Annotated in this window: 18 protein-coding genes; 10 read left to right on the plus strand and 8 right to left on the minus strand. The window is 49.4% G+C overall.

All coding sequences use genetic code 11. The features are described from left to right. The first annotated feature begins 467 nt into the window (after window positions 1-467). Both uvrA and RGU75_RS05725 read left to right on the plus strand, forming a co-directional pair. A complete protein-coding gene (gene uvrA, locus RGU75_RS05720; RefSeq protein ID WP_322233835.1) occupies window positions 468-3,317 on the plus strand; it encodes an excinuclease ABC subunit UvrA in 2,850 nt (949 codons plus the stop codon). Window positions 3,318-3,554: 237 nt separating this feature from the next. Continuing rightward, the gene (locus tag RGU75_RS05725; protein ID WP_322233838.1) at window positions 3,555-4,325 is read left to right on the plus strand and encodes a phytanoyl-CoA dioxygenase family protein; all 771 of its coding nucleotides are present in this window, start codon (window positions 3,555-3,557) and stop codon (window positions 4,323-4,325) included. A 30-nt stretch (window positions 4,326-4,355) separates the two neighbouring features. Here RGU75_RS05725 and RGU75_RS05730 read toward each other — a convergent pair whose 3' ends face one another. Next, window positions 4,356-5,291, minus strand: a complete 936-nt coding sequence (locus tag RGU75_RS05730) for an alpha/beta hydrolase (RefSeq protein WP_322233840.1) — start codon at window positions 5,289-5,291, stop codon at window positions 4,356-4,358. A gap of 166 nt (window positions 5,292-5,457) precedes the next feature. Further along, window positions 5,458-7,446, minus strand: a complete 1,989-nt coding sequence (locus RGU75_RS05735; RefSeq protein ID WP_322233843.1) for a cation:proton antiporter — start codon at window positions 7,444-7,446, stop codon at window positions 5,458-5,460. A 513-nt stretch (window positions 7,447-7,959) separates the two neighbouring features. Between RGU75_RS05735 and RGU75_RS05740 the strand changes: the two genes are divergently transcribed. The 8 genes from RGU75_RS05740 to hpf all read left to right on the plus strand — a co-directional run bounded on the left by RGU75_RS05740 (window position 7,960) and on the right by hpf (window position 16,376). Then, the gene (locus tag RGU75_RS05740) at window positions 7,960-10,458 is read left to right on the plus strand and encodes a S8 family peptidase (protein WP_322233845.1); all 2,499 of its coding nucleotides are present in this window, start codon (window positions 7,960-7,962) and stop codon (window positions 10,456-10,458) included. Between the two features lie 326 nt (window positions 10,459-10,784). Further along, the gene (locus tag RGU75_RS05745; protein ID WP_322233848.1) at window positions 10,785-11,837 is read left to right on the plus strand and encodes a KpsF/GutQ family sugar-phosphate isomerase; all 1,053 of its coding nucleotides are present in this window, start codon (window positions 10,785-10,787) and stop codon (window positions 11,835-11,837) included. Then, window positions 11,837-12,409, plus strand: a complete 573-nt coding sequence (locus tag RGU75_RS05750; protein WP_322233851.1) for an HAD family hydrolase — start codon at window positions 11,837-11,839, stop codon at window positions 12,407-12,409. Before RGU75_RS05745 ends, RGU75_RS05750 begins: the two co-directional genes overlap by 1 nt. Beyond that, entirely contained in the window at window positions 12,406-13,008 is a 603-nt protein-coding gene (gene lptC / locus RGU75_RS05755; RefSeq protein WP_322233853.1) for an LPS export ABC transporter periplasmic protein LptC, read from the plus strand. Before RGU75_RS05750 ends, lptC begins: the two co-directional genes overlap by 4 nt. A 73-nt stretch (window positions 13,009-13,081) precedes the next feature. Then, window positions 13,082-13,621, plus strand: coding sequence for a lipopolysaccharide transport periplasmic protein LptA (gene lptA, locus RGU75_RS05760; protein WP_322233856.1), 540 nt, complete (start codon window positions 13,082-13,084; stop codon window positions 13,619-13,621). A 1-nt stretch (window position 13,622) separates the two neighbouring features. Then, window positions 13,623-14,375, plus strand: coding sequence for an LPS export ABC transporter ATP-binding protein (lptB, locus tag RGU75_RS05765; protein WP_322233858.1), 753 nt, complete (start codon window positions 13,623-13,625; stop codon window positions 14,373-14,375). A 26-nt stretch (window positions 14,376-14,401) separates the two neighbouring features. After that, on the plus strand, window positions 14,402-15,889 hold the full coding sequence (locus RGU75_RS05770) for an RNA polymerase factor sigma-54 (RefSeq protein WP_322233861.1): 1,488 nt from the start codon (window positions 14,402-14,404) through the stop codon (window positions 15,887-15,889). A 133-nt stretch (window positions 15,890-16,022) separates the two neighbouring features. Continuing rightward, window positions 16,023-16,376, plus strand: a complete 354-nt coding sequence (gene hpf / locus RGU75_RS05775; RefSeq protein ID WP_322233864.1) for a ribosome hibernation-promoting factor, HPF/YfiA family — start codon at window positions 16,023-16,025, stop codon at window positions 16,374-16,376. Window positions 16,377-16,743: 367 nt separating this feature from the next. Here hpf and RGU75_RS05780 read toward each other — a convergent pair whose 3' ends face one another. The 6 genes from RGU75_RS05780 to RGU75_RS05805 all read right to left on the minus strand — a co-directional run bounded on the left by RGU75_RS05780 (window position 16,744) and on the right by RGU75_RS05805 (window position 24,441). Beyond that, complete coding sequence (locus RGU75_RS05780) at window positions 16,744-17,442, minus strand: DUF4197 domain-containing protein (protein ID WP_322233867.1); 699 nt, start codon at window positions 17,440-17,442, stop codon at window positions 16,744-16,746. Between the two features lie 285 nt (window positions 17,443-17,727). Beyond that, window positions 17,728-18,909, minus strand: a complete 1,182-nt coding sequence (locus RGU75_RS05785) for a deoxyguanosinetriphosphate triphosphohydrolase (protein WP_322233869.1) — start codon at window positions 18,907-18,909, stop codon at window positions 17,728-17,730. 21 nt (window positions 18,910-18,930) lie between these two features. Continuing rightward, on the minus strand, window positions 18,931-20,733 hold the full coding sequence (gene aroKB, locus RGU75_RS05790; protein ID WP_322233872.1) for a bifunctional shikimate kinase/3-dehydroquinate synthase AroKB: 1,803 nt from the start codon (window positions 20,731-20,733) through the stop codon (window positions 18,931-18,933). Window positions 20,734-20,990: 257 nt separating this feature from the next. After that, window positions 20,991-23,135, minus strand: coding sequence for a type IV pilus secretin PilQ (gene pilQ, locus RGU75_RS05795; RefSeq protein WP_322240290.1), 2,145 nt, complete (start codon window positions 23,133-23,135; stop codon window positions 20,991-20,993). A 101-nt stretch (window positions 23,136-23,236) separates the two neighbouring features. Beyond that, window positions 23,237-23,785, minus strand: coding sequence for a pilus assembly protein PilP (locus RGU75_RS05800; RefSeq protein WP_322233875.1), 549 nt, complete (start codon window positions 23,783-23,785; stop codon window positions 23,237-23,239). After that, window positions 23,782-24,441 carry a type 4a pilus biogenesis protein PilO gene (locus RGU75_RS05805; RefSeq protein WP_322233877.1) on the minus strand — a complete coding sequence of 220 codons (660 nt, stop codon included), beginning with the start codon at window positions 24,439-24,441 and terminating at the stop codon, window positions 23,782-23,784. Before RGU75_RS05805 ends, RGU75_RS05800 begins: the two co-directional genes overlap by 4 nt. Window positions 24,442-24,446: the final 5 nt, after the last annotated feature.

The following is a 24,446-nucleotide window of genomic DNA, read 5'->3' on the forward strand; positions in this document are numbered from 1 at the left end:
TCAGGAGAGCCTGGATCTGATTCTGCCCTTGGGGCAATGGCGGGTGTAGATAACGAGCTAGTCATGTGGAGTTTTGTCATGCCTTGCTAGCAAGGCGAGTAAATGGGGGTAATTGAGGGCGTTGGCGACATTGCATTCGTCTGTGCAATCTTCATCCAAGGACTAAAGTATAGCGGCGTATATGACGACGATGTTCGAAACCCGTTATGATATCAGGTTGACCCTTTTCCGTTGATTGCTTGGCAGTTAATAAACAAATCTGGCAAGGCGCTTAAAGAATCTACTGGCTTATGGCTGATCCCACGCATGTTTCGGCTGGTACGAGATGTGATTGCCAGAGATGCTTAGGTATTATTTTAATGCTAGTTAGACGCCGGGCTCGACGGTAACGAAGCGGTAATTCAGAACAAGTAAGCTGCAACTCCAACATAAACTATCGCCGTAAATATTTACGCAGAAAGCTGTTAATGGAAGAAATTCGCATCCGGGGTGCACGTACGCACAACCTCAAAAACATCAATCTGGACTTGCCTCGTAATAAACTGATTGTCATTACCGGTTTATCTGGTTCTGGCAAGTCGTCGCTGGCTTTCGATACGCTGTATGCGGAAGGTCAGCGTCGTTACGTCGAATCACTGTCTTCCTATGCGCGCCAGTTTTTGCAGTTGATGGAAAAACCGGATGTCGATTTGATCGAAGGTCTTTCTCCTGCCATTTCTATTGAGCAAAAAGCGACTTCGCACAATCCGCGTTCAACGGTCGGTACCGTCACTGAAATTCACGATTATTTGCGTCTGCTGTACGCACGGGTTGGCACGCCCTATTGCCCTGATCATCCTGAGAAACCGTTAGCTGCGCAATCTGTGTCGCAAATGGTTGACGCGGTGCTGGCAATGCCGGATGAGACCAAGCTGATGATTTTGGCGCCAGTGGTGGCGAATCGAAAAGGCGAACATGTCGATCTGTTTGAAAACATGCAAGCGCAAGGTTTTGTTCGATTCCGGATTCAAAGCGGTACTAACAAGGCAAAGATTTATGAAGTCGATGATTTGCCGAAGCTGAAAAAAACCGAGAAGCACACCATTGACGTGGTGATTGATCGCGTGAAGGTAAAAGAGGACATCAAGCAGCGATTGGCAGAAAGTTTCGAGACCGCATTGCGTCTGGCCGAAGGACGCGCCATTGCACTGGAAATGGATGGCGGCGCTGAACACATGTTTTCGAACAAATTCGCCTGCCCGACTTGTGGCTATTCTCTGCAAGAGCTTGAGCCACGCCTGTTCTCTTTCAACAATCCGATGGGCGCGTGTCCGGAATGTGATGGGCTTGGTCATATCGAGTTCTTTGATCCCAGGCGGATCGTTGCTTTTCCGAACCTGTCGCTTGCCAGTGGTGCAGTAAAAGGGTGGGATCGACGCAATCAATTTTACTTCCAGATGTTATCGAATCTTGCTGCGCATTACGCATTCGATCTGGATATGCCATTTGAAAAACTGCCTGAAAAAGCGCAGCAAGTTGTGTTGTATGGTTCGGGGCGCGAGACGATTCCGTTCACGTATATTAACGAGCGTGGCAAGGCAGTGATCAAAGATCATACCTTTGAAGGCGTGGTCAACAATCTACAGCGCCGCTACCGCGAAACTGATTCGATGGCGGTCAAGGAAGAGCTTGCCAAGTTCATCAACGAGAAAGAGTGTCCGTCCTGCCACGGTGCGCGTCTGCGAATCGAGGCACGCTTCGTTAAGGTCGGCAATGGCAAGCAAGAGCGCGCCATTTACGAGGTGGCGGCGACGCCATTGCGCGAGACTTTGCATTTCTTTGAAAAGCTGAAACTGACCGGCGCGAAGAAAGAAATCGCCGACCGGATTATCAAGGAAATCATTTCACGTTTGACCTTCCTCAACAATGTCGGACTCGATTATTTGTCGCTGGAACGCAGCGCCGATACGTTGTCCGGTGGCGAAGCGCAACGCATCCGCCTGGCATCGCAAATCGGCTCTGGCCTGACCGGCGTTATGTACGTACTGGATGAGCCGTCCATCGGTTTGCATCAACGCGACAATGACCGGTTGATTGAAACGCTGCGTCATTTGCGTGATATTGGGAACAGCGTTTTGGTCGTTGAGCATGACGAGGATGCCATTCGCACCGCTGATTACGTGGTCGACATGGGTCTCGGCGCTGGCGTGCATGGAGGCGAGATTATTGCTCAGGGCACGCTCGCCGAAATTCTCAAAAGTAAAAAATCACTGACGGCGAAATATCTGAACGGCACACTCAAAATTGCTGTTCCGAAAAAGCGTACACCAGCCGATCCGGATCGACAATTCATCATCTCCGGCGCTAGCGGAAACAACCTAAAAAACGTCACGATGCGGTTGCCAGTCGGATTACTGACTTGCGTCACTGGCGTCTCTGGCTCTGGCAAATCAACGCTGGTCAATGACACGCTATATCATGCCGCGTCGCGCCATTTATATGGCTCGCAAGCCGAACCGGCGGCGCATGAATCGATCAGCGGACTGGAACATTTCGACAAAGTTATTTCCGTCGATCAGGCGCCTATCGGACGTACTCCGCGCTCCAATCCTGCAACCTATACCGGCCTGTTTACACCGATCCGCGATTTGTTCTCTGGCGTGCCGATGGCGAAAGAACGCGGCTATAACGCCGGACGTTTTTCGTTCAACGTCAAAGGCGGTCGTTGCGAAGCGTGTCAGGGCGATGGCGTGATCAAAGTCGAGATGCACTTTTTGCCGGATGTCTATGTTCCCTGCGATGTGTGCCACGGAAAGCGTTATAACCGCGAAACGCTAGAGGTCCAATACAAGGGAAAAAATATCACTCAGGTGTTGGCAATGACGGTCGAAGAAGCGTATGAATTCTTCAAACCTGTGCCGGTGATCGCGCGAAAATTGCATACATTGCTAGATGTTGGTCTCGGTTATATTCGTCTGGGCCAAAGCGCTACAACGCTTTCTGGTGGCGAAGCGCAACGGGTCAAGTTGTCGCTCGAATTATCCAAACGCGATACCGGTCGCACACTGTACATCCTGGATGAGCCGACTACCGGTCTGCACTTCCACGACATCGATTTATTACTGAAAGTGATTCATCGTTTGCGTGATCAGGGTAATACTTTAGTGATCATCGAACACAATCTGGATGTGATTAAAACCGCCGACTGGTTGGTTGATCTGGGTCCGGAAGGTGGCGCTGGAGGCGGGCTGATTATTGCAACAGGAACGCCGGAAGATGTGGCTAAAAATCCGAATAGTGTGACGGGAAAATATCTCGCCCCGCTGTTGGAAAAATAAAAGCAATTGCACACGCGCAAGAGGATAATAGCATTACAGGAAGGTAGCAGAGCGAGTAAGCGCTAAGCGCCAAAGATCGATCCGGTACGGCGCAACATAGGCGTACCAGGATCGGCGAATAGCGCTCGACTTGGATGTTCGGTAACGCGTCGTTATCGATCAGCTCTGCGGCTTCTGCCTTGTTTTGTTTTGTTTTGCTTACGTTTTGCGCTTTCTTCCAACCATAGGAACGTCGTAATGAACAGCACCCCTCTTTCCGCCGAACAAATTGCGGCATTTGAAACAGACGGTTTTCTGATATTGCCACGCTTGGTGTCGACCATTGATTGTGCCGAAATGGCATCGATCACCAACCAACATTTACGCGATGCGGTGGCGCCACTGGAATACGAGTCCGCGGTCGGCTACGCTGGCGCGCCAACCTCACTCGATAGCGTTGGGGGGCGCACCGCGCGGCGCTTGCGGGATGCTTATCAACGTCATGCATCGTTTCGGGAATGGGCGGGCAATCCACTTCTGGTAGCGATGCTTGCCCAGCTTCTCGGAGAACAGGTTTGCTTAACGTTGGCGCATCATAATTGCGTGATGACCAAACATCCTGACTTCGGCACTGCGACCGGCTGGCATCGGGATATCCGCTATTGGTCCTTTCCGCGCAATGCGTTGATTTCGGTCTGGTTGGCTTTGGATGATGAAAACGAAAACAATGGCGGGTTACGTCTTATTCCTGGTTCACACCGACTCGACATTCAGCCATCACAAATGGATGGCCTTGATTTTTTGCGTCCCGATGTCGCTGAAAATCAAACACTATTTGCGCAAGGTTTCGCACTCCAGTTGAACCCCGGCGACGTGGTCTTTTTTCACAGCGGTCTGTTCCATGCTGCTGGCAGGAATAATAGTCAGGCGATAAAAGAATCAGTCGTTTTTGCGTATCACGGCATCACCAATGCGCCATTGCCAGGCAGCCGTTCGGCCGCTTCTGAGGATATCGTGCTGTCCTCTTAAAATGCGCCATTCCGCAGCAAAATTCAGCGTTTACTGCGCATTCAGCGCGACCGATTTTTGATCACTTTGATCAGGTGAAATAGGTGACGCAATTCGACCGGCATCGGATTTAATAAACTTATCGACAGTATCTAAAACCGGAGCTAAACCCCGCAACGGGCGCGAGATCGCACCGACCAGTGTGGCATGGCTGACATGGTCAAAATATTGCTCAGACACGGGCACATGCGCAGTCCGCAATGCGGCTGCCAAGCCGCCGGTATTGCGGACTGGGTTCACCAAACTATCGGTATTCGCCGCAATTAACAACGTCGGAGGCGCTAACGAGGTTACGTGATTAATGGGCTGAGAATCAACGGGTGAATTGGGGAAGAAAAATACTGGTCGCACCCCGCGATTTTCAATCGGTAGGAAATCGTAAGGGCCAGCCAATCCAATCCATCCTCGCAGCACGGCAGGCGTCAGATGAACCTCGGCTAACCAACGCGGGTCAAGCGCCAACATCGCCGCATTGTAGGCACCCGAACTGTGACCCATGACATACAACCTTTTGGGGTCGCCACCGTATTTTGAGATTTCCCTGACTGTCCACGCTATTGCGTGTGCGCCGTCTTCGAGAAATGTCGGGTAGCGGACTTCGGGATAGAGTCGATAGTCGGCTACAACAGCGACGACGCCGCGTGAGGCCAGCGCCTCTCCCACAAACGCGTAATCGCCACGCGCCCCGCTACTCCAACTGCCGCCGTAAAAAAATACCACGACCGGCGCGGCGGCATGCAGATTTTTAGGAGTGTAAATATCTAGTTGATTACGGTCATTCGCGCCATAGACAACGTCACTGGTTTTGTCGTAAGTACTTTCGGTCGTCAACGCATTGATCGCGGTGAGCGGCGAACAGGCAACCGTCGCTACCAAAGCCAACGTCACCGCGCAGAAAATTAATGCAATTTTTGACAAAAGAACCATGGACTAACTCCATAACATCACCACATTAAATTGTGGATTGACGTTATTTATACGACAAAATATCGGTGATGGATTCAACTTTTTCAAATAATTCAAGCGAATTCACGCATTACTGTGACTAAACGCCACAATAGATTCAGGCATAATTTACTAACGGCCGCCTAATTTAGCCGGCGAACAACCGTTCTTCCGCTTTGGCAATACCCTCGGCAGCACCACGTAAAATGATGATATCTCCACTTTCAAGCACTGTCTCGGGCGTAATATTAAGTCGGCCCTTGCCACGACGAACACTGCTGATTTCTGCTCCGACTTTTGCCAGATCAAGCGCGGCCAATGACTTTCCGACCGCTTTTGCGCCCTCTAATAAGGTCACGGAATGCAGTCTTTCCTGCAAATAGTCGTCGATATCACTCGCATCGCCTACGCCGTGAAAGTATCCTCGCAGGGAAGCGTAACGTTCATCACGGGATGCTTGCACCCGATGCACAACGCGCCGCAACGGTACACCCAACATCACTAACGCATGCGATGCCAGCATCAGGCTACCTTCCAATGCTTCTGGCACGACTTCAGCAGCGCCTGCCGCACGCAACTTATCAAGATCCGTATCATCGTAGCTTCGCACAATCACAGGCAATTCCGGCGCCAGTTCGTGGACATGGTGCAGCACGCGCAACGCCGATGGCGTGTTGGCATAGGTGATGACCAATGCCGCTGCCCGATGTATCCCGGCTGCGACCAGACTTTCCTTGCGTGACGCATCGCCGTAGGAAACTTGCGCGCCAGCTCCGCGCGTTTCAATCACGCGATCTGGATCGAGATCAAGCGCGTGATAACCAATCCCTTCTTCTTCAAGTAACGTGGCCAGACTTTGGCCACTACGGCCGAAACCGGCAATAATGACGTGCTTCTTGGTCGACATGGTGCGGGTCGCCAATTGGGTCAGCGCTAGCGATTGCATCATCCATTCGTTAGCGGAAAGCTTCATGACGATGGCGTCTGATTTATTTAAAATAAAGGGTGCAACCAGCATCGACAGCACCATCGATGCGAGAATTAACTGGATCAGCAGAGGATCCATCAAATGCAAGCCACCGGCCTGACTCAACAGCACAAAGCCAAATTCGCCCGCCTGCGCCAAGGCCAAACCCGTTCTTAGTGCGACACCGGTAGTAGAGCCGAAAATTTTTGAGAGCGCCGCAATCAGGCCAAATTTAAGTAATACCGGCCCGGACAACAATAGCAATACCAGCCACCAATGTTCAATGACTAGCCGTATGTTGAGTAACATGCCGATGGTAATAAAAAACAGGCCCAACAAGACGTCACGGAATGATTTGATATCCTCTTCAACCTGATGCTTATATTCGGTCTCTGAAATCAACATACCCGCGATAAAAGCGCCAAGCGCCATCGACAAACCAGCGCGCTCGGTAATCCATGCGGCGCCTAAAGTGATCAGCAGCAAGTTGAGCATGAACAACTCTTGCGAACGCCGTCTGACGACAATCTGAAACCAGCCGCGCATGAGTTTTTGTCCGATGAAAAGCAACAATACGAGCACGATCACCGCTTTGGCGCTGGCCCATCCCAGCGTTGCGGCGAGGTCACCGGAATTTTTTGCTAAAGCGGGAACGATGATCAGTAACGGCACCAGCGCCAAATCCTGAAATAATAAGACGCCGATGATGCGGCGTCCGTGTTCTGTCTCCAGTTCCAGCCGCTCAGTCAACAGTTTTGAGACGATGGCGGTGGAGGACATGGTCAGCGCAGCACCCAATGCGAAGGCGGCTTGCCAGCTGATATTGGTCAGTTGCGGCAATATATAGGCGACCATCCAACCAAACAACATTGTCGCGCCGATCGTCAACAATACCTGCGCCATGCCAAGTCCGAAGACGATCCGGCGCATCGCTGACAGTTTGGATAATGAAAACTCCAATCCGATGGAGAACATTAAAAACACGACACCGAATTCCGCCAGCGTATGCGTGGTTTCATTGTCCTCGGCAAACCCAAGTGCGTGCGGGCCGATAAGTATACCGACAGTCAGGTAGCCCAACATTGGTGGCAAGTGGAACATACGAAACGCCACGACACCTAATACCGCGGATCCGAGTAACAAAATAGTCAGTTCTAAACCAGAAAGCATGCTTGCTCAGTTCTTAATTAATTAACAATAAAAAGAATTTCACGACTTAATCTACACAGCGATGGTGTTGTATGTCGCATTGCATTGTCTTAAATGATACGGACAATTTTTGCGATTGATAATTCGTTTATACCTTAGAAATCAGTGTCATTGATGCCAAAATCTTTTGGCCGCATTTGCGTAATGAACGTTTATCGCAAGAGACATTCCGGTGGTGACTCTTCAGAGGCCGAGAATATTCCACATAAAAACAAGACACTTTCTCTGCGATTCAGGCTGGTTGTCTCCTAGCCTGCTGCAATACAAAAACTGATAATTCCGGGGCTGGTTCACGCTATGTCCCGCCAATGAATGCGTGGCGTCAAATTGCCGCAAAAAACTGGCTTAAACGTAACTGAAGCCGTTTTAAGCCAGCCAAAAACTCCCGCCGACTTTGTTACTAAAGCCGTTTAAACGTACGCCAATGCGACGCACGGGTTCGCTTGCGACCTATTAAAGAAAATTGTTACCATCATGCAAAATACGTTCACGAAACTATTTCTATGCGCCACGATTGGCGCGCTATTCTCAGGACCGCTACACGCGAAAGAGGTTGAGCCGACCAGCATTACCGTGCTCTTACGCGCCACCATTACTTCACTAGAGTCGCAACAGCAATTACCTAAAAGAACCTCCGCTGCACTACACCAATTAGAACAAATTGCACCGCGTCTCAATGCAATATTTCCTGTGCCGATGACGTTTTCAGCCGATGAGATAGCCGCAATGGAGCGGCACAATCTGACGCGCTATTACGCAATCGATACCAGCGGTAAGTCAAACGATGCCGTAAATGAAATGTTGGCGGATTTAAGAAATAACCCGCTAGTCGAGTCGGCCCAAGTTGCACCGGAATTAGCACGTCAAGACGAGAATTTTGTCGTTGCTGGGGTGCCGAAAACAGATGCAAAACAAAGTACCGCAGGATCCAACGCCACTCCCGATTACACTTCGCGCCAGCTTTATATGCAAGACGCAACGTCTAAAGGCGGATTTAAACTGGGCGGCTTGAATGCGATTGCGGCGCGCGCTTATCCTGGCGGTGACGGGGAATACGTACGCATTATCTCAACTGAATGGAACCATTGGTCTTATGATCACGCTGATTTGCCTCGTCCCTTTCTGCAACACGGGGAAGTGGCGGAGCGCGCCCCGAACTCCCATGCCACGATGAGTGCGGGAATTATGTTTTCGAAAGACAATGGTTTTGGTACCACAGGATTTGTGCCAAAAGCGCAAGCAGGCTATAGCAAATTTTCTCAGCCAGGAGGAGGAAGCTTGTTTAATCTGGGCCAACATTTACAACCAGGAGATGTAGTCCAGGTTGGCATCCACTTTGGGCCGCCGTTGCCCATTCCAATTGAAGTCTGCGATAAAGAAAATCGTTACGCTTGTTTCTTACCCATTGAATCGGTTCAATCTGTGGCCGATGAAATTAGCTACCTAACGCAAGAAAAGGGGGTGCATGTCATTATTGCTGCCGGCAACGGCAATATCAACCTCGATCACCCTTATTTTAAGGGTCGATATGATCGCAATCTGAATGACACTGGGGCTATTTACGCCGGTGCGGCAAATCCGGGAAGTGGACAACGCGCCAGTTTCTCAGAGTATGGAAGCCGGGTTGATCTCTTCAGTTGGGGCGGAGACGTTACAACCACGTCATGCAGCGGTAAAGACTGCTCCAACGACATTTACAGCCATACTTTCTCCGGCACGTCTTCCAGCAATCCGATCATCGCAGGTGCTGTCGCACAAGTTCAAAGTATTGCATTTGCCCACGGACTCGGGGCTATTTCACCTAAAAAAATGCGCCAGGTATTGGTAGATACGGGACATCCGCTGCCGTCTCCTGATGCGCAGCGCCCGATTGGCATGCAACCGGACGTGCAAGCTGCGGTTGAGTTGTTGTTAAATAAAGGCGAGCCGCCGGTAGATATTGATGTACCGGAAGCGGTTGTCAAAGCAGATATACATGCTGTTTCAACCACCAGCACCTCCTTTGCCTATCAACTGGACGGTAGTAAAAGCCAAAACGCGACGACGTATCAATGGAAAATGTTGAGCGGTCCTTTTTCGCTACGCCATGCAAATAAAGCCATTGCCGAAGCGGTCGTGAACACACACCAGACTGGCGAAAGCATCTATCAACTCACCATTACCAACAAAAAGGGTGTGCAAAGCAGTTCCACCATGAAAGTAAGTGTAGTAGCCACGAACGTAGAAATTGTCGGTCCGACGTCAATCGTACAGGGGCAAGCAGCGAATTTGAAGGCCGCACCAAACTTTAAAGGCGAAGCTGGTACACCCCCGGTGTATAACTGGAAAATTCAGGATGCAACTGGTGCGGGAGTGTTGCAAGGCGCGCAGCAGGAATTGACGCTTTCAACATTAGCCGCCGGCAGTTATCAGGTAACAATTGATGTCTCCAGCAGCCATGGCGGACGTAAAGCGCACGCTGAGCAAAAAATTACTGTGAAAAAGTCGGAAGAAAGTCGACCACCGGTCGTCGTCGTTAGCGGTCCCACGCAAGCAACAAGCGGCACTTCGGTGAAGTTAGACGCTGCGGGCTCAAGCGCTGCCGATGGCGGCAAGCTAGCTTATAGCTGGAAAGTATCGCCTCCACTGGCATTCATAGCGGATGGCGCGCAACTCACTTTCACTGCTCCTACACTGGCACAGGAGACACAGTATCACTTCACCGTCACCGCAAATGACGGAAAGTTGAGCGCGCAGAAGAACCACACCGTAATAGTGAAAGCAGATGACGTCGCACCAATACCAGTGGAAGAATGCAAACCATTGTGGAAGCAAAGTCAGAGCTATCAAGGGGGAGATATGGTCCAGCATAACGGTCGCATCTATCTTGCAATGTGGCATTCGCAACGGGAACCGGGCGATCCGGCTTATACCGATACCATCAATCAAGGTTGGGGCTTTGAGTGGGCTGATCGTGGGGCATGCAACCATTAATGGTTTGATTGCGCTGTCGTGCTGGCTACGCAATCTCGCTCATCAAGTATTCACCCGGCATCCGCTAGGCGAGCCTGCGATGGGCAGGATAAGCATCTAATACTGTGTAACAGCGCATAGAAATGCGTCAATCCTGATGTGGAAAACATGTTTGCTTAGTTATTGCTCAACAATTGCATGATTGATAATTAATTTAATAATTAATTTAATAATTAAAATGATTATCCGACGCTGTACGCAACACCACCGTGCAATATGTCGATATTAATTGCACCATAATGACACTGGCAAGTTTTTTGCTTTAGGAATTCGTTTATACTTTCGAGATGAGTGTAATCCATGCCAAAATCTTGCCAAAATCTTTTAACGCCAAACGAGCGCTTGAGCTCGCGTGTCAAACGCTACAAATCGAAGCGGATGCAATAATTGCGCTAAAAAACCGCATTTCTGACAGCGCCGGGATGTCTGCCGACAGTGCAATGGGGGCCATTGAAGCTCCCTTTGCGCAAGCGGTCGCACTATTGTTGAGCTGTACCGGTCGTGTCGTTGTTTCTGGTATCGGCAAGTCCGGTCATATAGCCCGAAAAATTGCCTCAACGCTGGCATCGACCGGCACACCGGCCTTATTCATTCATCCCGCCGAAGCCGCCCATGGCGATCTTGGGATGGTGACAGAAAATGACGCTTTTATCGCTATTTCCAACTCCGGCGAAACCGCCGAGTTAATGGCGATCGTGCCGATCGTTAAACGCATGGGCGCGACGCTAATTGCGATGACCGGCAATGACCACTCTTCCCTTGCACAGTTAGCAACAGTTCATCTCAACGTCAAAGTAGACCAAGAGGCGTGCACCCTTAATCTTGCGCCAACTGCAAGCACTACCGCGACCTTGGCGCTAGGTGACGCGCTGGCGGTAGCATTGCTGGATGCGCGTGGCTTTCGTGAAGAAGATTTTGCTCGCTCCCATCCTGGCGGCGCGCTCGGCAGACGCTTACTGACCCACGTGCGTGACGTTATGCGCAGCGGTGTCGATATTCCTGCGGTCACCGCAGAAGTATCGTTATCGGCAGCATTGCTCGAAATCACACACAAAGGTATTGCCATGACGGCAATCGTGGACGATAAATTTCACCCTGTCGGCGTATTCACCGACGGCGATCTGCGACGCCTAATTGAACACGTACAGGACTTTTCCAAGCTGACAATTGCCGACGTGATGCATGCTAATCCGCGTACTGTTGGCCCTGACCAATTGGCAGTTGATGCTGTACAAATCATGGAAGAGTTCCGAATTAACCAGTTGCTGGTGGCAGATGCCGATGGCAAACTGGTCGGTGCGCTACATATTCATGATTTGACCCGTGCCAAGGTGATTTGATGGTAGCCGCCCCCAATACTATTAACATACCCGCAGAAGTCATGGCGCGCGCCGCCCAAATCAAGATGATGATTTTTGACGTCGATGGCGTGTTGACCGATGGTGGCATATTGTTTGGTCCCGACGGAGAGGCAATAAAACGTTTCAATGTACTCGACGGACTCGGCATCAAATTACTCCAACAAGCAGGGATTATCACCGCCATTATCAGTGCGCGCAGCTCAGCCATCGTCAGCCGTCGGGTGAGCGATCTCGGCATTACGCACGTCTATCAAGGCGCGCATAACAAAAATACCGCATTTGCCGCGTTATTGGCCGATACCAACCTTACCCCAGATGTTTGCGGTTTTATTGGCGACGACATCATTGACCTGCCTATTTTGACGCGTACCGGTTTTGCTGTCAGTGTCCCCAATGGTCATCAGGAGGTCAAATCGCGCGTTCACTATGTTACGCAGGCAAACGGCGGGCAAGGCGCTGCGCGTGAAGTCTGTGATTTAATTCTGCGTGCGCAAGGCAAGTACGCCGCCGCTTTGGCACAGTATTTGACCGGCGTCATAGAGGCGGCATGAAAAACCTGCGGTCAACTTTTCGCCTACGCTTCATGCTGCTGCTGACGGTGTGTGTGGCACTCACTCTCGGTAGTTTCTGGATCATGGAAGTGATGCGTAAAAATACAGAGCAATTATTGCCGGGTGCGCCGCGTGTTGCGCCTGATTATTACGTCGAAAATTTTAATTATGTGCAACTCGCACTTAATGGTCAGCCACGCTACAACATCTCAGGTCAACGCCTGACGCACAATCCCGCCGACGATTCATTTGACGTGATTCTTCCCGTCATTCGTAGCCTTGATAAACAACAACCGCCGATGACCTTGCGCTCCAATACTGCCAAAATCGAAGACAACAACAGTAAAGTGAATATGTACGGCAATGTGAACGCAGACCGCTCAGCGACGCCAAAGTCGTCAAAGCTTCATTTGCAGTCCGAGTACCTTCAGCTATTGCCAGATGATGACATTATGACAAGCAACAAAGCGGTCGAAATCACGATCGATCAGTCGAAAATGACCGGTGTTGGTATGTATGCCAATAATGCGACTATGCAATTACGCCTATTAAACAATGTCCGTGGCACCTATCGCGCAACACCGCGGCAGACTAAATAACTCACATGATTACCGGATAATCCTATTGAAGCCATTGTTGCTTTTAGTGCCAGTATCCCCTTTCAGGATTTTTATGAAACGTATTCTATTTTTAACCCTACTCGCGCTGCAACTGACTTGTATTTCAGGTGCCCATGCTGAAAAAGCTGACGCAGATAAACCATCCAACGTAGACGCAGACCAGTTCACGCTGGACGACGTAAAACAAGTAAAGATATTCACCGGCAAGGTGATACTGACCCGCGGCACGCTGATCATGAAAGCCAACAAAGTCGTCGTCACGACGGACCCATCAGGCTATCAATTTGCCACCTTATACGCACCTCCCGGTGGCTTAGCCACGTTTCGCCAAAAGCGCGACGGCGGTCCTGACTTATGGATCGAAGGTGAAGCTGAGCGAATTGAGTACGACGATAAAACTGAAATCGTTAAATTATTTTCGAAAGCGCAAATGCGACGTCTGCAAGGGACCAAAGTCACCGATGTTGTAAACGGCGAATTCATCTCTTACGATAGTCGCGTGGAGTTCTACTCGGTCAGTAACAATGTTTCCGGCAATAGTCAACCTGGCGCGGGCCGCATCAAAGCAGTCATCCAGCCGAAGAGTAAATAAGATGACCTCTACAAATTTAAGCACCTTGATCGTTAAAGGGCTGCAAAAAAGTTATGGCGCGCGCCAAGTAGTCCGCGATGTCTCTTTGAAAGTAAATAACGGCGAGGTCGTCGGCTTGCTTGGTCCTAACGGCGCTGGAAAAACGACTTCTTTCTATATGATCGTCGGTCTGGTGCCATCGGATGGTGGAACAATTGATTTAGATGGCGTTGACATCTCGCGTTTACCGATTCATCAACGCGCGGTGCTTGGCCTGTCTTATCTGCCGCAAGAGGCCTCTGTTTTTCGCAAGCTAACGGTCGAAGACAATATTCGTGCGGTACTTGAGTTGCAGCGGCCAAACGGCAACGCACTGACTAAAGATGAGATCTCGGACAAACTCGATTCGCTGCTGCAAGAATTGCAAATTGAGAAATTGCGAGAAAATCAGGCGTTATCTTTATCCGGTGGTGAACGACGACGTGTCGAAATCGCCCGCGCTTTAGCCACTAATCCGCGCTTCGTGCTTCTTGATGAGCCGTTCGCCGGTATTGATCCTATCGCCGTTATCGAAATTCAACGTATCGTCAGGTTCCTTAAAGAGCGCGGCATCGGTGTCTTGATCACCGACCATAATGTGCGCGAAACGCTCGGCATTTGTGACCGGGCATACATCATCAACCAAGGTAGCGTGCTAGCCAGCGGCAGTCCAGACGACATCATCGCCAATGAATCTGTGCGACGAGTTTATCTGGGTGAACATTTCCGCATGTAACGGATTCAACGGATTCCCTAGCGCCCATGAAACAATCTCTTCAACTCCGTACCTCGCAGCATCTGGCGCTAACCCCGCAACTGCAGCAATCGATTCGATTGTTGCAGTTGTCTACGTTGGAGTTACATCAGGAACTCGAACACATCCTTTCGGATAATCCGTTACTGGAACGTCTAGACGATCCTTTGGATAATTCAGTGCGATTACTCGCCGACGGGGCGATCAGTACCAGCGCCTCAACAATGGATGCGCCACCTGGTGACAGCGAAGTAAGCAGCTCGCCTACAGAGCCCGAGGGCGGTGGTGAAGCCCCTGAGTCTGGCGAAAACAATCAAGAGAACGGCAATACTGACAGCGAATGGAGCTTTGACGACGTTTCCCGAACCTCCAAAGCCCCAGATGATGAGGATTCACGACCACAATTAGAAGCCTGCGAATCGACGTTGCGCGAACATTTGCTCAAACAAATGCGTGAAGCTGTTGATCAGCAACGCGACCGTGCATTGATCGAGTTGATCATTGATGCGCTTGATGAAAACGGCTACCTGGAGGAATCACTAGACGATATTTTTGCACGTCTTCCAGAGCAACTTGATATCGAGATCGAAGAATTGTCGATGGCCTTGAAGATGGTCCAAAGCTTCGACCCAACTGGTGTCGGAGCACGCAACGCGTCAGAATGCCTCGCATTGCAAATCAAAGCATTTCCCAAAGTAGCGTTCGTCACACGCCGACTGGCACTAACAATCGTTGAAGGTTATCTGACCTTATTTGCCCAGCGCGATTTTAATAAAATCAAAAAAGCGCTGGAGTGTGATGATGAAGATTTGCGCGAGGCACAAATTATTATCAAAAAATGTAATCCTCATCCCGGCGCGACCTTTGCTGGCGGTGCGTCAGATTATGTCGTACCAGATGTAATTGTCAGAAAAACAAAAAATGGTTGGCAGGTAATGCTCAACAATGACGTTATGCCAAGGCTTCGAGTTAATGCTCTTTATGCCAACATTCTCAAGCAGGGCAAGAGCGAGGGATCACTTAACTCGCAGCTACAGGAGGCAAAGTGGCTGATCAAAAATATGCGTCAGCGCTTCGATACCATACTGCGTGTAGCGCAGGCAATTGTTGAGCGTCAACGGAATTTTTTCTCACATGGGGCGGTTGCTATGCGACCTCTTGTGTTGCGCGAAATAGCTGATACACTAGGATTACACGAGAGTACTATCTCACGTGTAACTACTCAGAAATACATGCTCACCCCACACGGGATGTTCGAATTAAAGTATTTCTTTGGCAGCCATGTTGCTACAGAGGCAGGTGGAGAGGCTTCCTCAACGGCGATACGGGCGTTAATCAAACAACTGATAGGAGCGGAAGATTCTAAAAGTCCTTTCTCTGACAGCAAGATTGCCGACATGCTCGCGGAACAAGGTATGGTAGTGGCCCGTCGCACCGTCGCAAAATATCGCGAAGCTTTACGAATTCCGCCGGTCAATTTGCGTAAATCTTTATAGCTGTTTGCTTGTTTGCACAAACGTCGCTGTGTTCTGACTGATTGATTTATGGTTGATGAATAAATTGGTGATTCAACACTGAATTAATCGTCCCGGTCCGAACCGCCAACGACACACTTGATAGGAGCGCTGTATGAATTTCACAATTAGTGGGCATCACCTCGACGTAACTCCCGCCATTCGCGAACACGTGCTAAGCAAATTGGAGCGTATCAAGCGCCACTTCGATCAGGTCATAGATATTAGTGTGATCCTGACGGTAGACAAAATCACAGAGAAAGAAAAGCGTCAAAAAGCCGAAATTAATCTGCGCGTTAAAGGCAAAGACCTGCATGCCGAGAGCATTGCGCATGACCTTTACGCCGCCATCGATTTGTTAATCGACAAACTCGATCGACAAGTGATTAAATATAAGGACAAATTGCAGAATCATCAACATTCGGCAATCAAGCATCTACCTGAGGATTTGCCCATCGCAGCAACGTGATGGACGGGGTTCTCTAATGCGGTCAACGTAAGTATTGCTCAATAAATAAATTGAAAAATACTATACTGACAAATGAGCAAGGGCGCAGTTAATGCGCCCTTTGTCATTTTAAAATTATATAACTTACACACGCCCTGCCCGAATATGTTCGTAACACTTTGCATCGTTTAGCAGTGTTCGGAGGCATCGCCGAATGTCTCGAATGTCTCGAACGCAACCGGGTACACCTCAAACAGCGGCCAAAACAAATAACTAAGCAAGAAGCTTTATAACGTCACTCTCAAAAGAGTTTTCATAAAGTCGCCAGACCCGTAACTTTCCCAATTCGGTCCACATCAAAAATACCATGACGATGGTATGCCGCAGCCTATTGCTTTAATGCGCCAAAAACTTTTCCGATAATTGCACTGCCAGCACCGATCGGATCACGTCGAATCGCTTTTTCCTCTTCCCCTATCATGTAAAACAAGCCATCCAAGGTGCGCTGCGTGACATAGCCTTCAACAGTCGCCGCCTGACCTGGCACAAGACCCGTTTTACTGACCAATCCCATCGTCGAATTGTATTGTGTGGATACACCGTTACGGTCGGTGATTTTCTTTACTATCGGGAGAAATTTTTCTCCTAACGGGGTGGCAGTTTTCTCTCTGAAAAAATCGGTTACCGATGTGTCGCCGCCACTCAGAATATTCTTCGCATCCGTGACCGACATGGATTTCACCGCATTCAGGAGCAACGGCTTCGCCAATGGCACGGCAGACTCTGCGGCATGATTCATCGACACGACCAGATCATCCAGTTGTTGGCCCTTCCCTGTCATTTTAAGCAGCGGTCGTGCTTTCTCTAGCATCCCTGGCAATCCGATTTTTACTTTATCGTTATTTAAAAATCCGTTTTCGACGCCCAGCTTGGCAACTGCAACGTCCGCGCCTTTATTGAGCGCCGCCTTCAGTCCTGAGTTGGCATCCTGATTGCTCAAATCCGCCAAAGAAAATGCCATCGCGGCGGTAGAGACTAAAGAGATCACCAGACCTAAACGTAATGCCGGTTGAAAGATAAATTTCATGTAAAGTCCCTTTTATAAAGACGAAAAAGCAAACAAAAACACGCGCAAAAATATATAAGAAACATCAGCTGATCACTTCGCCGATCATCCTGTCAATGCAGCCATTGATCCAACTCAATAAAAACAGCGGTGCATTTTTATGTTCGTATGAGAATAACGCGACGACATGTATTGACAGAAAGTACGATAAGACGTTCAGATATCAAAACGTATATTGCTATGTATCATCGCATTGATATCTGCTGCGCCATCACGCAATGACGTAACGCGATTCAACAAAGGAGATTATAAATGTCCATCATCGACCAGAAACAACCGGCGATGTTCACGTATTGCATAACGATCGGTCATCCCCGCGATGTAATCGGCGACTTGACGCGCTTGCAATTGGACACTATCAACCTGTGGATCAGGGAGCCCTTGCTGCGTAACAGCTTGTATTAACTGATAATCCGGCGGCAGCAAAGCCGGTTCATTAACAAAGCAGTCAAATAACTCCACCACGATCCGCCTGGCCTTGCTGGTCATCCGATTGACTAGATAATGGCGATAAAGATTTTCACGCAAGAACTGTTTCAGTGCAATGGCCTCACGCGCCATTGGGTCCGAGAAAGCAATCAGTGGCGCCGCATCCCGCACGTCATCGACCGTCTGCGGTGCAGCAGCCTTAATGCGTTCACGCGATGTATTGATTAAATCGTTGATCAAGGCATTAATCATGCGGCGCACAGTTTCGTTGATCGCACGGCGTCCACGTAGTCCGGGAAAAGTCGTTTCGACCTCGCGATTATGACGTGCAAAAAAATCAATTTGCATCATCTGGTCAAGTGTCAGCAGTCCCGACCTTAAGCCGTCGTCAATATCGTGATTGTTATAGGCAATTTCATCCGCAAGATTGGCAACCTGCGCTTCCAGGCTGGGCTGTTTGCGCTGGAGGAAGCGATGACCAATATCGCCCAATCTTTTGGCGTTAGCCACTGAACAGTGCTTCAAAATACCTTCGCGCGTTTCAAACATCAAATTCAAACCGTCGAATGCGCCGTATCGTTGCTCCAGTTTGTCGACCAGTCGCAGACTTTGCAGGTTGTGCTCGAAGCCACCGAAGTTATTCATACAGGCGTTTAGGGCATCTTGTCCAGCATGCCCAAAAGGCGTGTGACCAAGATCGTGCGCTAACGAAATCGCCTCCACCAGATCTTCGTTCAGTTGCAGATTGCGGGCGATAGAGCGGGCGATTTGAGCAACCTCAATACTATGCGTCAGCCGGGTACGAAATAGATCACCTTCGTGATTAACGAATACCTGCGTTTTATATTCTAGCCGACGAAAGGCTGTGCAATGGACAATGCGGTCACGATCACGTTGAAACTCAGTGCGGGTGTTGGGCGCAATTTCGTCAAACAAGCGTCCCCGTGATGTCGCTGAATGTGCAGCATACGGTGCAAGAGACGCTTCTTGATTTGTCATGGGACGGCGCTAAGCGGGTTATTAAGCGATGGATTTAGGGGGATTAACGGACGGATTAATTGATGGGTTAACCGGCACAGTCGATAATTGTTGTATCGTCGCCAATAGTGGTTCCTGTGGCACCGTGCTAACCAATGATCCACCCAGTTGATTCATTAAAATGAATTTGATTTGACCATCTTCGTTTTTCTTATCGACCTGCATCAACTCAAGCCAGCGCCCTGCACCAAGATTCGGCGCGGCAGTTGGTAAGCCCGCCGCCCGCACTAACGCGCTCACGCGATCACGTGCAACGGCATCGATATAACCCAGACGGTGTGATAATTCAGCCGCCATGATCATGCCACAGCCGACCGCTTCGCCATGCAACCATACGCCATAACCCAGACCGGATTCGATAGCGTGACCAAAAGTATGTCCAAAATTCAAAATCGCTCGCAAACCACCTTCGCGCTCATCCTGTCGTACCACATCAGCTTTGATTTCGCATGAGCGCTGGATAGCGTAAGCCAGCGCTGCGCTATCGCGCGCCATCAATTTGCCAATATTCGCCTCGAGCCAATCGAAAAATGCGGCGTCAATTACCGCGCCGTATTTAATAACTTCCGCCAAACCGGCAGATAATTCGCGCTTCGGCAATGTTTGCAGTGTTGTGATATCCGCAAGTACCGCCTGAGGTTGGTAAAAAGCACCGATCATATTCTTGCCAAGCGGATGATTTATGCCGGTTTTGCCACCAACGGATGAATCAACCTGCGCCAGCAAAGTAGTAGGAATTTGCACAAACGGCACGCCACGCATATAAGCTGACGCCGCATAGCCAGTCAGATCCCCAATAACGCCACCGCCCAGTGCAACCAATGTTGTCTTACGATCACACTTTTCACTCAATAAGCGATCGAAAATCACCATCAGATTGGTCCAGTTTTTCTCTTCTTCACCATCTGGCAGAATGATTTCAACAACCGACTTGCCTGCCGAAAGGAGCGATGAACGCAACACATCCAGATACAGCGGGGCGACTACAGTATTGGTGACAATAGCAACCTGCTTGCCCTTGACCAGTCGGGCGATCAATTCACCATCCAACAACAACCGCTGTCCGATCTCTATCGGATAACTACGCTCACCTAACTCAACTTGCAAGCTGACGGATAAAGTAGAAGTTGCTGCGTATGGAGATGCATTCAAAGTATTTTGTTGATTCATAGAAAAATTGGTAGAAAGATGGTCGCTTGAGGATACCGCGTTTGTAGCAGTCAGATCCGTTGCGTTATTGTTCATTAGCCCGACATGCTCATCGACGTTGACACGCGTCATATCAAGCTGAGACAAAATGCTATGAACCAAAAATTGTACGTTAGGACGGCCCGTATCAATGATGATATCGGCAATTTCCCGATAGAGTGGATCGCGCTGGCGCGACAACTCCTCTAGCCGTCTGCGAGGATCAGCTGTTTGCAATAAAGGACGATTTTTATCACGGCCTGTACGCTGCAAAATATGATGCACACTGGCGCGCAAATAAATGACAGTACCACAACTCTTTAACAAAGCCCGGTTGTCCGGATTTAAGATCGCGCCCCCACCCGTTGCCAACACGATATTTTGACGTGCAGTCAGATCGCGGATGACTTCTGCTTCGCGCTGACGAAAACTCGGCTCGCCTTCAATCTCAAAAATCAATGGAATTGAAGCGCCAGTACGCGCCTCAATCTCATGGTCCGAATCGATAAAAAGTTTGTTTAGTTTTCTCGCCAAAGCACGACCAACCGTGGTCTTGCCTGATCCCATCAGGCCGACCAGAATAATATTGCCTTTCATGTACACCGTACCATTTCACCACTAAGCCGTTTCGGAACCTGTTTCGTATCTTATTAGTCGGATTCGGAGTTGCCATTTCAATACGCTAACTTATCGTAGTAAAACTCAGAGAAGCGTTTCGCTGAAAATCCGATTACCAATAAACAAGTGTATCTCAGCTTTTGCGCTTTTTATCCAGCCTTTAGCCAACCAACAACAGATACGAACAAGTTCACTACAAATCCAGACACCCGCGTAAAGCCGGTATCTTTAGGCATTTAGCGCCCAGCGATCCGGTCTATGACGACTTTTGGTGTAAGGAAAATCAATAATTCCGTTCTTTTGTTAACAATTGCTGTTTGTTTGAAAAGATAACCCAGAACCGGAATATCTCCAAGCAAAGGCACTTTATTGACGGCATTCGAAATTGTTTGCGTGTAAATACCACCAATAACGACTGTTCCGCCATTTTCTACCTGAACCTGCGTTTGCACATGCTTGGTGTTGATTGATACGCCACCCGGAACAACCTGGCCGACACTGTCGTTAGTCACATCGACAGTCAAAATGACGTTACCGTCCGGCGTAATTTGTGGCGTCACTTCAAGTTTCAGGTTGGCTTTTTTGAATTCAACCGAAGTTGCGCCACTACTGGTAGCACTTTGATAAGGAATCTCCGTTCCTTGCTCAATTAATGCCTTTTGCTGATCGGCAGTAACAACGCGCGGACTGGATATGATCTTACCTTCCCCATCCGCCTCAAGCGCGGACAATTCGAGACTAATAAATTTTGATGCAGCCGCATTAAACAACGTCAATGCAACAGAACCCGCTGACCCAGTAGCAGGATTAGCCGGCAAATTCACCGCACTTTGTCCAATACCTGGGATAGTCGCCCCTGTCGAGGTAGTCGTCACTGTAGTTGGAACTTGCTGTCCACCAGCGGCGACGTTATTGCTATTAAAACCAAATCCAAGCTTCGCACCCAGATTACGACTAAAACCATCGTTAGCCTCCACCATACGCGCTTCGATCAGTACCTGCCGCGAGGCAATGTCGATCTTGGTGACTAGCGTACGAATATTTTCAAGGACGGTCGCCGTATCTGTAATGAATAACTGATTCGTACGTGGATCAATCACGGCGCTTCCGCGTTTGGACAAAATACTGTTCTTTTTGTCACCTGCGCTGCTGCCATCATCATTAATACCAAATACTTTTTTGAACGCATCGGCCTTTTGATAGTTCAATTGAAACGACTCGGTCCGCAAGGGCTCCAGATCGGCAATTAAGGCGCGTTGCTCCAACTCCAACTTCTCTTTCGTCAGCAACTCGTCTTTCGGCGCAATCCACACGACTGAGCCATTCTTACGCATGTCTAATCCTTTGGACTGCATGACGATGTCGAGCGCCTGATCCCAGGGCACGTCTTTTAGACGCAATGTCAGGTTACCGCTGACCGTGTCACTGGTAATAATATTTAAACCAGTAAAGTCCGCAATGACCTGCAGTACTGCACGGACTTCAATGTTTTGAAAGTTTAACGACAATTTGTCGCCACGGTAATTTTGCACGCCTTGCCCTAACTTGTTCGGCTGCTCCTTGATCGGCTTGACTTCAATCACCAATTGGGAATCGCTCTGGTAAGCGGTATGCTCCCACAGGCCCTTAGGTTCGATCACCATACGAACATTTTCACCCTGCTGCATGGTGGTGATAGTCCGTACTGGCGTTCCGAAATCCCCAACATCCAATTTGCGACGTAGAGTTGCCGGTAAACTTGTCTTACTGAAATCGACGACAATCGACTGTCCCTGTTGTCGCACGTTGACCACAACTTGCTTACTCGGCAGATCAACCACGATGCGGCCTTCACCTGCGCTGCCACGACGGAAATCGATATCGCGCAACGCGGGCTTACTGTCTTCAAGAGTCGCGGGATAAGCAACCGTAGATGTTGTTGTCGGTACCACAGAGCTATCGAGAACAGCGGGGCGATTCGGCGCGACAGGTAGAACTGGCTCACCGACTGAGTTGACCGCCGTCGCCACACCGCCCGATCCATCAATCGTTACAACGACTGCGTTACCTTCCATAGCCAGGGCATAATTTAACGAGCGCTTAAGATTAATAACCAGACGCACGCGATCATCGTTCTGAGCAACAATTACATTGCGAACATCGCCTAAGCTAACGTCCTGCACAGTCTTTCCGGTCGCATTACCGATCCCGGGAAAGTCCAGCGCGATTCGCGCAGGGCTGACAACCGCAAAGCCCACCGGCAGCGTTTTTATTGGTTTTTTGAGGTGAACCGTCACAATAGTATTACTACCCTGATGATTCGCACTAATTGACGTCACGGCATTGTCGTCGGCCAGCGCAGCGCTCCCAAACCCAGCCAATAGAACCATCGTCACCAGCATCAATGCTTTATGACGAATTACGTCCAGGCAGTTGAATGGCGCTCTTGCTACGGATTTTGTTACACCCTTTATGCCACCCGTTACTGCACCCATTGCTGCACTCATTTTATGCTCTCCTGCAATACTAACTTGGCTTCGCGTTCGACCCATTCGCCCGACGCATCTTGTACAATTTCTTTTAAACTTACTTCGGTCTCACTAATGTGAGTGACCATGCCAAAGTTCTGCCCGACATAGTTTCCGACTTTCACCGGAAATACCGTTTTATCAATTTGCAGCAACGCATAACTCAAGCCAACTTTTTGTAATGTGCCCACCATCTTGATGGTGTCTAGCGGATAATTTTCCAGCGCTTCGCGCCGCCGTTCCAGGTTCGGCTTTAGACCGTTGGAATTAGCCTGCATTTTGGCCAACACGACCAGTAACTTGTTAGGATCAAACGGATCAATACTGGTGTTGCCTGCATAAATAAAAGGGATAAATCTTTTGGGTTCCGTCAGCTGAGGGATAAATGCACGGGTATGCATTTTGACATCTGCCATCCACTCTCTTACCTCTTGCACTCCGCTATCACCGCAACCGGATAAGGTAGCAATAGCAATAATGGCGATCACTGATCTGATCGAACTGGGCACGGGAAAGGGGATCATTTTGCACCCTTCTGCTTGGCCGCATCACTGATGATGCGTTGCGCCGCCACTTCTTCTGGATCAAGATAACGGAACGTCTTTGCCACCGCTTCCAACGTCAATGCGCCATCTTTACCGGCGCTCAAACTCATGTTATTTAATGTGACAATGCGGGGCAAATTGGCGATATCGCTAGTAAAAGAACCAACATCGTGATATCCGCCCGTAATCTTGATGTCAATAGGCAACTCGGCGTAGTAATCCTTCACCACAACCTGACCCGGCTTAAATAGTTCGAACTGCAATCCCCGGCCTAAGCCAGCCTGGTTGATGTCTGACAGCAACGCGTCCATTTCAGCCTTGCTTGGGAGTTGCTTTTCTAGCGTAATAACGTATTCAGCGACCTGTTTTTTTTGCTTACGCAAACCATCCAGATTAATTGCCTGTCCAATCTTGCTTTTGTATTGATCCTTTAGCTGCACCTCTTGTTGCTGGCCATTGGTAAGATCAGTCTGTTGATCGCTCCAATAAAAAAACCATCCGAGGAATAACACCGCCAATAAAACACCGACGCCGCAAAGATTGCGGGGAATAGCCGGCCACTGACCAGGATGGCGTCCGTTCAGCCCCTTAAACTGGGTACTGACTATCGCCTGTAATTCTTTCAAATCCGTCATCGTGC

The sequence above is a fragment of the Glaciimonas sp. CA11.2 genome (assembly GCF_034314045.1).
Lineage (GTDB): Bacteria > Pseudomonadota > Gammaproteobacteria > Burkholderiales > Burkholderiaceae_D > Glaciimonas.